The following is a 10,820-nucleotide window of genomic DNA, read 5'->3' as shown; positions in this document are numbered from 1 at the left end:
GCCATCAGTCTGCCACATCTATTTTTGCATCCTCATTTTCCATCGATTTGGAATCGCGCTGCCTGAAACTTGTCACTCGCCAAGCAGCGCAATCGAGACATAGCCGTCCATCAGGTGAATCACCTTGAATATCCGTTCCTCGGCCTTAGGCGACGCTGGGGTTTTATGAAAAGGCGGTCGGTGAGGGCTGCCGCAATGTCCGCTTCCAACTTTTTCGAATCATCACTTCCGTCCGAGGTTGTGTGAAAACTCTCGCATCCTGTAATCGCCCAAGATACATTGTGCGTTATACCGTTATAAATGCATTCTCAACATGTCGAGCTCTCAGCTAGCATAGCGATAAGGTCAATTGATCCCTTCAAGGGCGGCCTTTGCCAGTACGTCAATCAGTATGATCGATTGTTTCTCAGATGGGGTTTTGGCGGGTATCTGTGATGCAACCTGAAGAATCCCTGTTTCCATTGGCGAGAAAATATTTTTCTTATTGCCATCGACCATGATTTGTTGCCATTTCGCGGCAGGAATGCCCATTACTTTTTTCTGCGCTTCAATTCCGTTATCAATTTTCTGAACTTTGGCCGCTGACTTTACCTCTTCGACAATATTTTCTTTATCAACGAGGCCGTTTAAAAACGGCTTGGGAAGCAAAGACTTTAATTCGCCGGTCTTCAGTTGAAGGCGATCCCAGCATGCTTCCTTCTTGCACCACTCCGAAATATTTGAAATTCCGGCTATTGGGGTCATGATGCCGTCAAACACGACCTTGGCGGTTATTTCAATTGCGTCCCTCATCACGTCCGTAATGTCCTGTATTTCCCACACCTTCATGAAATCGAATGATTTGCCCATATCAGCGCATAGCTTGGAAAGCAGAGCCAGGGTATAAGCCACAATGTTTGCTCTGTAGCCACCGCTGTACCATGACTGCGTGGACACAATTCTTTCCGTTTTTTTGAACAGGATCGCCCTCGCGATAGCTCGCTTGTAATAGAGTTCATTGAAATTATCGGGATTCTTTGCCCACTCCTGCCCAATCCTTTTTGCGTACTGTGCAAAGTTTTTCTGCGCCCCAAGATTTACATAGGTCGGCTTGTCTTCCCATACATTCTCAAATTTCGCCAAGTCAGTCTTGGCGAACATCTGGGATGATGGAAATTCGGCAAGAAATTTCTTTTTCTCAGCTTTTGAAATTTTCGCCTGTGCATCGGAATATTGCCCCCTGGCGCGTTCGTAAAACCATTTGCTTTCGCGCAATGCGCTTTGCTGAGGTGGTGCCCAGAGGCGTCGAGAAAATTCCTCCATCCTTATATGGAAGGGGTGGTTGGAGAAAAAATCCGCCGCATTAACTTTGTTTTGCGTATTGGCATATTCAGAGATTCTTGGAATGACCTCTTCACCTTTTTCACTATCCACCACGGAGAGCTTCATCTGCACGAATATTTTTTCGAGAGGGGCTTTATCCTTCCTGCTTGTATGAAACAGCGACGCCGTGGTCTGCCCACCATTTACAATCTGGAGGTCTTTAATTTCTCTGATATAGATCCCATCCGCCTTGGGTTCGGCAATCACCTCACGGGCTGTAGCCGTAATTCCATTGTTGTAGGCAAAGAACATTTCAGGATCATTGATAATAGTGGAACGCATCCCCTTATTGACCTTGCCCCGCGCCTGCAGAAAGCAGCGGACATTCTGTTCCAATAGTCTGTCGCCATATTTGCCATATAGATCGCCTAGAATCGTTGCAGGCATGACCATCAAGTAGGATTCATAGTCAGCAGATTTGATGTGTGCAGGCAGGCATGGAATGCCTTCTCCGAACATGGACTCAAAATCAATAACTACCTCCTCCTTGGCGCCACGGGAAGTCTTGATCCGGTGGAGGCGCGCAATGTCCCAGATGTTGTAAGTAAAAGTCCACCCCTGGTAGAGCTTGTCCTCGATAGCCTGCACCTTTTCGCTGAGAAGACGTTCCGAGAGCAGATAGAAATTCACCTTGGCAAAAGTGGTTGCACGGCCAGATATATCTCTCGCCAGACCATACCCGAGAGATGTTTCTTCAAGTTCGCTGTAGAGTCCCTTTAAAGCGCAGGCGGTAAAAAAATTCTCGATGCGTTTAAACAGCGCATTCACATCACTGCGCGTCAGTGATTCAAGCACCTCTCTATTGGCAAAATCCACGATAAAAAGGTCAATTGAAATTCCGTCATCATTAAGCCAGTACCCATCCACACGCATGCCACGTGGGGCTTTGTAATGGCATGGCTCAAAACCCTCAATAGCTCCGGATTCCTCCAGCTCCCTTGTCGCGCTGAGAGCAAATTCCGCTTCCAGAAAATCCTCCCTGGTCTCCGCACTTGAAAGCAAATCCTGCCTGAAATCGTGGAAGAATTCTTCTATGTCCATGCTCATTGCGGCCTCTCTGGTATAGATGAATCACAGATATATTCAGCGATACTACTAAAGCCGAGGTCATAAGCGACATTGCTGATTCCGATTGGCAGTGATTCAGGAGTGATGCGAGGAAATCCTTCTCTGACATGGTACGTTCTGCTCTGCATGACAGAGAAGCACGGGTAATCGTATTCTGGAATGTCAATATAACCAATCTCGGAAAGCCGTTCATCAAAGGCCTGCACAAGATCGTGCGATTGGATTTTATCTTTAAGCTCTCTGATGAGAGTATTCAGAGAGGCGCCTCTATTACAGTCTGCATCCTGCGCCAGGAATATCACCCTTAAATGCAGCGTGCTGAGATGAGTGGTAAGTTGCAATTCTGAGGATATACGAACGGAATCAGCGGATGAGCCACTGATGGATTTTATCTCTATGGCAGCTTGGTCAAATATGAAATCATGTGGGGCTCCCAGCGGCCCCTGCCATCCTTCAACGGCAGCCTGCATACTTACACGACCGGCATCAATGCATTCTTCAAGAAATTTCAACTCCCCGAACAAACCTTGAATTTCCTGCGGCGATAGCAGGCCACGGTTCGACTTGCTGAGGAGTGCTCGCCAACGATCAAGTCGTGAATAAACGAGCGAAAGAGCAGCCTCTGCATTTGTGATTGTGCGCGTTTTCTCGATCAGGTCATTACAAAGCGTATGAAAAATGTCGGCATTCTCTTTACTCTGTAGTGCCAGCTGAAAATAGGCCTCGCCAGTGGAGTCAATTTTACAAATGTCAGATTTTATGCCGGTGAGCTCTATATTCCGCGCCCGCAAGTCATGCACATCTATCATTGGTAGTTTTAAGACGAGAAGTAATCGCCCCGCAGAATCCTTTCCCCATGAAAAATCGTGAGGGTGAGTGGCATCAATCCGCAGAAGATTAATATCACTGGCAGGTGATTTGATGTTGTTCCATGGGAGGCTGCTATAAATCATAATCATCCTCGTCATCAGGATTATCAAAACTCTCCTGCTGCATCTGATTCAGCCAGACCTTGTTCACTACATAATCAACGGTAGTGGTGAAATCTCCGCCAGGGAAGGCGATGCCGATTGCAGGAACCTGATCCATAAGCAGCATGGGAGCGCTATCTTCATCTGGTTTATGAACCAGATTTAAAGCGTGCAGCATAAGCAACGGGCGGCGGCGAGCATGCCGGTAATGCTTATCCGCAATATTGACACTATCTTCTTTTCTAGCGAGATCTTTTGCTTCATTTATTTGCTCATCATCCAGCCCGACAGATTCAGAACCTCGGCTGGCAACGCGCTGCTTATTAGTGAAATATCCTTTCTCTTCCGTCGGCATTTTTGGCTCTTTTTTGCTGCCATCTGGCTCTAGGCGACTGACCACGGTGCGCACCTGGCATAAGATATATTCGTTGTCAGATAGTTGGAATCTGGATTGCCCTGGCACTTCTTTTTTTAGCGATATAAACACCACATCTACCTCTGGGTATTTCCCAGAAATTTTGCGCAGATAATCAATGGCAGAAATCTTGTCGCTCTGCATTACTCTATGAAATCTATACTTGGAAAGAAAATCATCGATAATTTCCCAGCTGACTGCCTGCCAGAATATTGTCCCGTCTACATACTGCTTTGATTGCGGCAGTCGGCTTTCAAGCAATGCATACAACTCTCTGAGCAGTGCCTGATTCTGAGCTGTAATATCTTCAGCAGCTGGCACAATGTGAGTTTCAATTAACTTTCCGTTGAAACTTCTCTGCAATGGCCTAGTCTCGGTATCCCGCATTTTATTAAGTGCAGTGACTGTCAACGCATCAGGGTGAGCGCGGACATAAAGGCCGAATTGTTTTGGGCTCAACCCATCACGTCGCATCTGTATAACACTATTGCGGAGTTCTTCGGTGGCGTCGGAGATGTGCTCGTACCAGCCTTGAGATTCCTCAGATAGGTATACTTTGCAGAGGTCTTCGTACCCGCCGCGATAGCCGAACCATCTTCCCATCTGCATGAGCGTGTCATACATCTTGGTATTCCGGTACATGTAACTGACCATCAGACCCTCAAGCGTAAGGCCGCGTGACAGGCTCAGCCCACCTATGGCAAGAGCTGTAAGTGACTCGTTGCTGTCTGCTGCTTTTTTATAATCAAGTGCATCATCTGACTTGCTGTTGACCACATAGACCTTGATCGCATCGATTGCGCTAGACAACACTTTCTGAATTTCAGGCCACTTCTCTTCCAAGGCGGAGAACTCATCGTCATATGCAGCTTTCAAATCCTGCATCCCGCCATTCTTTAATGCATCTGGAATAGGTAGGGAATGGTTATAGCGAACAGAACGAGCAAGCGTTCCCAGATAAAAAGAGACTATTTCTCTGACCTGCCTCTGTACGCCGACAAATCGGGAAACATTCACCATCATTGATGCGTGCTTATTTCCCTGCCCTCTTAAAATACGGATGGCTTTCCCAACAATGAAAATATGAATGGCCTTTTTAAGAGACGGGGGAATATCGCTGACTGGAAAATCTTTTGTCTTATGTGCCAGCGAGAAATAACTTTCTGCATCGTCAATATTTCTGAGAATTGTCCCACTTTTTTCTTCATCTACAAACACGCGGTGAGCACCAAAGTAGTTTGTCGGTGCATCCAGACAATAAATGAAATCCCTTGGAAATAGGTCATCATTAAGCATCTCATCCGCCGAATCAGGATTAATGAAAATATTGGCGAAAGGCGTAGCGGTATATCCAACATAGCACCGCTTCTTGAAAAGTTGCAGGATACGTCTGATTTCGCGGTTTGTTCTGGTAGGGTCAATATCGGGCTTGTTGGTGTTAATGGAGGCATTGTCGGCTTCATCGTCGATCATCAGCATCGGCACGTTGGCAATCTGCTGCGATGATTCCCGAGTGTTCCAATCCTTCAGCCAGGAGTAAAGATTAGATAGTGTGGTGACATTTTTCTTAATCACAACTACCACTGGCTGGTTAAATCCCTGTAGATCAGCAACGATTCCTGTTGCAACCTGCTTAGTAAAATCCTGATGTGTATTGGTCAGGGACACCGGAAATTTTCGGTTTTTATTCAACCGCCCCACACCTACATATTTACGCATACTGTCCGGTGTGCTGTCCCTGCCAACAAACCCTTCATCTATGCGCTGCTGTGTCTGTTTCCGCAGGTTGTTGTGGATACCCGCAATCACGATGATAAATTTGTACCCTGCGTCTGCCGCCTTCGTTATAAGCCCTATGTAGTTAGCGGTTTTCCCTGACTGTACATGGCCAATGACTAGCCCCCGACGATCCCACTCACCGGGGTCATTAGGATTTTTCAGCAAGCCAAGAATTTTTCCAGTTACATCACCGAGCGTATTTACAACACGAGGATGCCAGTCCTCCGCGATCATATGCTGCTTATAATCACTCCAATAATCCCATGACAAATCCTCACGTTTTAAATACCAGTCTTCATCATGATCCACTTCCTGATTAATCAGGGAGACCCCTTCGTTCATTGTTGTGACGAGTCTGGAATGTACATATCTGATCACAGAATCTATCTGTTCCGCTGCAAGACCAAACGCTGGCGCGTATTTATGTGCGAGGTCAACAATCTGCTCATGCTGAAGAGGCTCAACATTCATGAGCTGCTCAACGAGCAATTTTTTCAGTGCCTCAGTAAAATCCGGGGTGGCAGCAGCTGCATTGTCAGGCATTATATTTCTCCTTGATTACCTGCTCGATTTCCTTCGGATAATCACAAAATGGCTTTAAGCGATTGATGGTTTCTTTAAATGTGTTCATGTCCATCTGACTCTCAGCAGATAGTAATTCACACAGCAAACGAAGCCTGACCAGGATTTCTTCCGTGTCTATTTTTGCAGGCTCATCGAATCCCTTAGGGGTCATTGAATAATCAGAATAAATTGCTTCCACAGGTATGGAATCCTCAATGACAGTCAACACCTCCTGAAACAGTCGCTGCTGATCACCCTCGATCATTTTTCTGTACGCTGCGAGAACCGGATGATTTCTGTTGAGCGAATATCTCACTCCCCCATGTTCTGCGTAACGCACCCAGAACGGCGCCTTTGCTTCATCGAATAATTTTCTCCCCCGGCCTGAATGCACTCGGGTACTTTGCTCAACTATCCTGCTGATAATGTGACGCAGCTTTTCACGTACCTGCTGAGGCGGCTGTGCTCTCGATTTTTTGATGTCAATCGTCCATTGCTCATCCAGCGCACTGGGGAAATCAATCCGCACGCGCGCCAGTTTTGTAGCCTCTCCTTTGGGTGTCAGACGAAACCAGTTACCCCAGACCATCAGCCTGTTATTGCGATAAATATAAACGCCTTGGTTGCTGACGAATTCGCTCCGGCTTTCATAGTAATCATGCTCCTTTGGCGACAGCTTGCTGTGGTGGGGCAGTATGTATGGCTGAATCCTGACCTCATGGCCATCAAGTCTCACTATCTCCTCCGGAAGAAGTTGAGTCGCCTTATTGCTGAGACAGAAAGGATCGAAGGGATCAAGTTTATGCCCGTTGATAAATATGTCGAGTTTTTTGCCCCTCACTTCCCCTGACAGAAAGCGATGGAATACAAGAGAAAGGTGTCTATCTGCAACTTCAATTTTCTCGAGTAGCATTTTCTGTTTGTTGCTGGATACATCACCTTCTGAGAGCCGATCCAGCTTCAGCCATAGCACAAGGGTTCCGCTTGATCCAAGATGGTCTACATGCGGACAACTCAATATCTCATCCTGACTGAGAAGGCCAATATTCCATTCATCATCTATCGTATCCAAATCCCACATGGCACCTGCAAGCTCGCCATTCTTACGGCTAATTACGACAAGTTGTCGGCATTGCGAAAAGGAGGCCGTTTTGAGGCCCAAACCAAATCGCCCGAGATCATCACTGCTACGTTTGTTCCTGGGGTGGGTTGAGCCATGTCGCATGGCTTCGATAAGCTCATCCCTGCTCATACCTTGTCCGTTGTCAGTAATGGCAAGTTGTGGCTGGTTTAATTCAAAATCACACCAGATTTCAACGCTAGTTGCTCCCGCAGTAATGCTGTTATCGATAATGTCCGCAATGGCCGTTTCCAGCGAATAACCAATATCCCGCATGGATTCGGAAAGGGAGGCCGCTCTCGGCGGAAGGGTATATTTTTCCATCAGATCGCCACCAGTTTTTTCAGGCGTCGCTGCAAAATTCCAGATACTCTGCCAAGCACAGCTTCAGCATTGTGTTTTATTTCGCATTCCCATACGACAAGAGGAAGCCAGCCTGTTTTCTTGAGAAGAAAAAGGTTATTTTTATCCCGCATGACATTCCCCTCAAACTTCTGCTCCCAGAAATCCAAGCGGGATTTCGGCGTGTAAGCATATTTGCACCCCTGATGCCGATGCCAGAAGCAGCCATGAACAAAGATTACTGCCCTGTATTTTGGGAGAACAATATCTGGTCTCCCTGGAAGGGTCTTATTTGAGATTCTGAATCTGTATCCCCTGCGATGCAGCATCGAGCGGACAGCAAGCTCGGGCTTTGTATTCGCTCCTCGGATGCGGGACATATTCCAGCTGCGTTTTTCCGAGGTCAGCGTATCCATGCTAAATCTTCAGCCGCTTTAAAATGTCATGGACTATTGCAGCAACCTGCATGGACAACAGCGGCGGCACGGCATTACCAACCTGATGATACTGCGATGTCCTGCCACCTTCAAATTTGTAGCTATCCGGGAATGTTTGCAGCCTTGCCGCCTCTCTGACAGTCAGGCTGCGACATTGGGAAGGGTCATAATGAATGAAATAATGCCCATCCTTAGAGATATGGGATGTGATTGTAGTGGAAGGCCGCCCCCCGACCTGCACCCTGAAACGATCTGAAAAGTGACTGTTCTGCACACCCTCCTGCACATTCTGGTGTGCGGGAAGAAGCGCCGTCGGAAAATCACTCAGATGAACGGATTTTCCATTAGCTGCCGCGTAGGCGGACACAAAAAGATAGCGATGCAGATCACTCCTCATGTGGCCTCTGCCTGCATGGTTGGTCACCACATCAACACAACCATGCCGATACCAGTCCGGAAATATTTTTGGGCGGCCGGTATAACTCATGGATTCTGCCCCTGTCGCCAACTTGTGCTGACGTATATTCACCAGAGCTTCGTCAATTTTTTCGACTGTTTGCGCCAGGCCATTGCTTCGCCCTTTGCGATGCCATGCCTTTGAGGTTATCGAGTCAAGAATCTCACGCCAGAGTTCAAGTGTGTCAGGCTCTTTGGATACAGCGCTGCGTATCTTCGGAAGATCGCCAATTGCCTGGGCAACAGTGGTCGCTTCCGATTCCTGGAGCGTTTTTGGTATGATTTGAATATCCTCCCGAATGCCCAGAATAAGCATACGGTGCCGCGCCTGCGGAATGCCATATTTCTCGGCTCTTACCAGAAAGTCTTCCGGCTCACATTTCTCAGGAGGTTTGTTATCCACCAGCGAAAACAGTCTGTAGCCGAGGCCAGAACTCCGGCCATTGACTGCAATGTCAGGCTTTTGCAGATCGCTCAATATACTCTTGATGATTTTTTTGCCGGAATGCTGTGCGGAAAGTATTCCCTTCACATTCTCCATCACAAACACTGGTGGCCGGTGATCCGCGATGATTCGCAGATACTCCCTATAAAGAAAATGGCGCACGTCTTTCTCAAAATCAGGTTTGGTAGTCAGCATGCGCGCACGTCCGACAAGTGAATATGCTTGGCAGGGTGGCCCGCCGACCAGCACCCATTTTTCGCAGCCATTCAGTCTCTGACTGATGAGGCTTTTCACCTCATGCGCCGGGGTCTTGCCGAGTTCGATACACTGCGCCTCTTCAGCCGCTGCCTTAGCTTGCTGAGGATAAAAATCAAATAACTCCGCCTTGGTAATCTCCCCCTTGGCATAAGACCAGTATTCCGGCGGAATTTTTTCGGGATCAAACTGGCGGTAGAAACTACGCAGCAGCAATGTGCTGTGTGCGGTCGGGTCTTTTTCAATTGAAAGAGCGAGCTTGAATGAAGGCTTTTCTGCACCATGTCCAAAGGCAGAAAAGCCCTCGCCCAGCCCTCCCGGCCCCGCGAAAACGTCAATTACTTTATAGAGTTCTTTGCCAGCCATTGTTGTGTTTGAATAGGTAACTGAGAGGCATTAGTGGCATCGGATAAAAATTTGGCATGGCCGCAGATTTTACCTCGTTTGTGTGGAATGTCGTACTGGAATGCACCAGCACCACCCCAGTTCAGATTTTCAGTCCTGGTTAATGTTGTTCCCCTGTATTTTAATTGCCTTGTAACTACTCAGCGAGTACAATACTCGCTGAGTACATATATTGGAATTTGAACAAAAATGGCCAAGCAAGCCCAGCAGGATTTTTTGCGTGATGCAATGCGGCAACTGAACATGACCCGGCAGAATTTCGCTGACCGTATCGGAGCAAGCAAACGCGCACTCGATAACTGGCTGCTCCCCACAGACTCCAAGGGGTTTCGTCCGATGCCGGAAACGGTCTGGACGCTGATACGGGAGATTCTTCGGTGAAGAAAAGCTTGTCAAATACCAAATGAGTAGCGACACCCAATCTACTCCCCGCAACGAACAAAGGAGCAACGAAATGACCGCAACAGCGCCAACACTAGATGAATCAATCGAGGTTATGAAGCAGGAAATCATTGATGACGTTAAAAACGGGCGAGTGCCGGCTGATTGCCCATCGTTTTCTGCCCTTCACGATTACGTGGACGCAAACTGCTATGGTGGTTTCTGTGAGGAAGATGTTATGGATTCTTTATTAGAACACTTCGGCGGGCGTGATGAAAATGAAGGTATGCCGGATAAGCTGATGGATTATCTGAACGCGGCGCAAGACTCGATCGACCGCTGGATTAAAGAGGGCGGTATCAAGCAGATTGTCAGCTCAACACCAAACGTATGAGATCGGAGGGGTGATGAGTGATTCTGTGTTGGTGTCATCTATGAGCAATGTGGCTGTTGGCAAAGCGTTCAACGCCATCGCCAAAGGTCTGGGTCGTGGTGACATCAGCGAAATCCTGTTCAACTGGAATGAATCTCAACTCAACGAGGATGGCGATAAGATCATCAACTATCCGGGACGTGATGGCCGATACTCACGCGGCAAAGAGGGTGGGAAAGTCATAATCGGCAAGCGGGAGTTTTTGGCGTGGTTGTTAAGCGATGCCCCCTTCGACGAAAAAGTATACGGTGCGAATATCGGGAACGATCCAGAATGGACGGCACTGATCCGGCGCGCACGGGAAGCGGCGTTGAGTGCCGCTGCCTGAGATAACACAAGTTCACTGAAGCGAAAAAAACTAGCCGGAGGACAATGCCCAATGATAAA

9 protein-coding genes are annotated in these 10,820 nt (G+C 47.7%); 3 read left to right on the top strand and 6 right to left on the bottom strand.

Annotated features, from left to right (window positions below):
• Positions 1–345: 345 nt before the first annotated feature.
• From A2048_10610 to A2048_10585, 6 genes are read right to left on the bottom strand one after another with little or no spacing between them, the layout of a single operon-like run.
• Positions 346–2,409: an AIPR family protein gene (locus A2048_10610; protein ID OGP10288.1), complete on the bottom strand. Its 2,064-nt coding sequence runs from the start codon at positions 2,407–2,409 to the stop codon at positions 346–348.
• Complete coding sequence (locus A2048_10605; protein OGP10287.1) at positions 2,406–3,389, bottom strand: hypothetical protein; 984 nt, start codon at positions 3,387–3,389, stop codon at positions 2,406–2,408. The genes A2048_10610 and A2048_10605 overlap by 4 nt, the downstream gene beginning before the upstream one ends.
• A complete protein-coding gene (locus A2048_10600) occupies positions 3,373–6,138 on the bottom strand; it encodes a hypothetical protein (protein OGP10286.1) in 2,766 nt (921 codons plus the stop codon). Before A2048_10600 ends, A2048_10605 begins: the two co-directional genes overlap by 17 nt.
• Complete coding sequence (locus tag A2048_10595; protein OGP10285.1) at positions 6,131–7,603, bottom strand: ATPase; 1,473 nt, start codon at positions 7,601–7,603, stop codon at positions 6,131–6,133. The genes A2048_10600 and A2048_10595 overlap by 8 nt, the downstream gene beginning before the upstream one ends.
• Positions 7,603–8,037 carry a very short patch repair endonuclease gene (locus A2048_10590; protein ID OGP10284.1) on the bottom strand — a complete coding sequence of 145 codons (435 nt, stop codon included), beginning with the start codon at positions 8,035–8,037 and terminating at the stop codon, positions 7,603–7,605. Before A2048_10590 ends, A2048_10595 begins: the two co-directional genes overlap by 1 nt.
• 1 nt (position 8,038) lies before the next feature.
• Positions 8,039–9,580, bottom strand: a complete 1,542-nt coding sequence (locus A2048_10585) for a hypothetical protein (protein OGP10283.1) — start codon at positions 9,578–9,580, stop codon at positions 8,039–8,041.
• A 228-nt stretch (positions 9,581–9,808) separates the two neighbouring features.
• On the opposite strand from A2048_10585, the gene A2048_10580 reads away from it, so the two are divergent.
• From A2048_10580 to A2048_10570, 3 genes are all read left to right on the top strand, one after another.
• Positions 9,809–10,000, top strand: coding sequence for a hypothetical protein (locus A2048_10580; GenBank protein OGP10282.1), 192 nt, complete (start codon positions 9,809–9,811; stop codon positions 9,998–10,000).
• 73 nt (positions 10,001–10,073) lie between these two features.
• Positions 10,074–10,394: a hypothetical protein gene (locus A2048_10575; protein OGP10281.1), complete on the top strand. Its 321-nt coding sequence runs from the start codon at positions 10,074–10,076 to the stop codon at positions 10,392–10,394.
• 40 nt (positions 10,395–10,434) lie between these two features.
• Positions 10,435–10,761: a hypothetical protein gene (locus A2048_10570; protein ID OGP10280.1), complete on the top strand. Its 327-nt coding sequence runs from the start codon at positions 10,435–10,437 to the stop codon at positions 10,759–10,761.
• The last annotated feature ends 59 nt before the right edge of the window (positions 10,762–10,820 follow it).

This window comes from Deltaproteobacteria bacterium GWA2_45_12, from assembly GCA_001797365.1.
GTDB lineage: Bacteria > UBA10199 > UBA10199 > UBA10199 > UBA10199 > UBA10199.
This window is presented reverse-complemented; position numbering and strand designations above follow the sequence as displayed.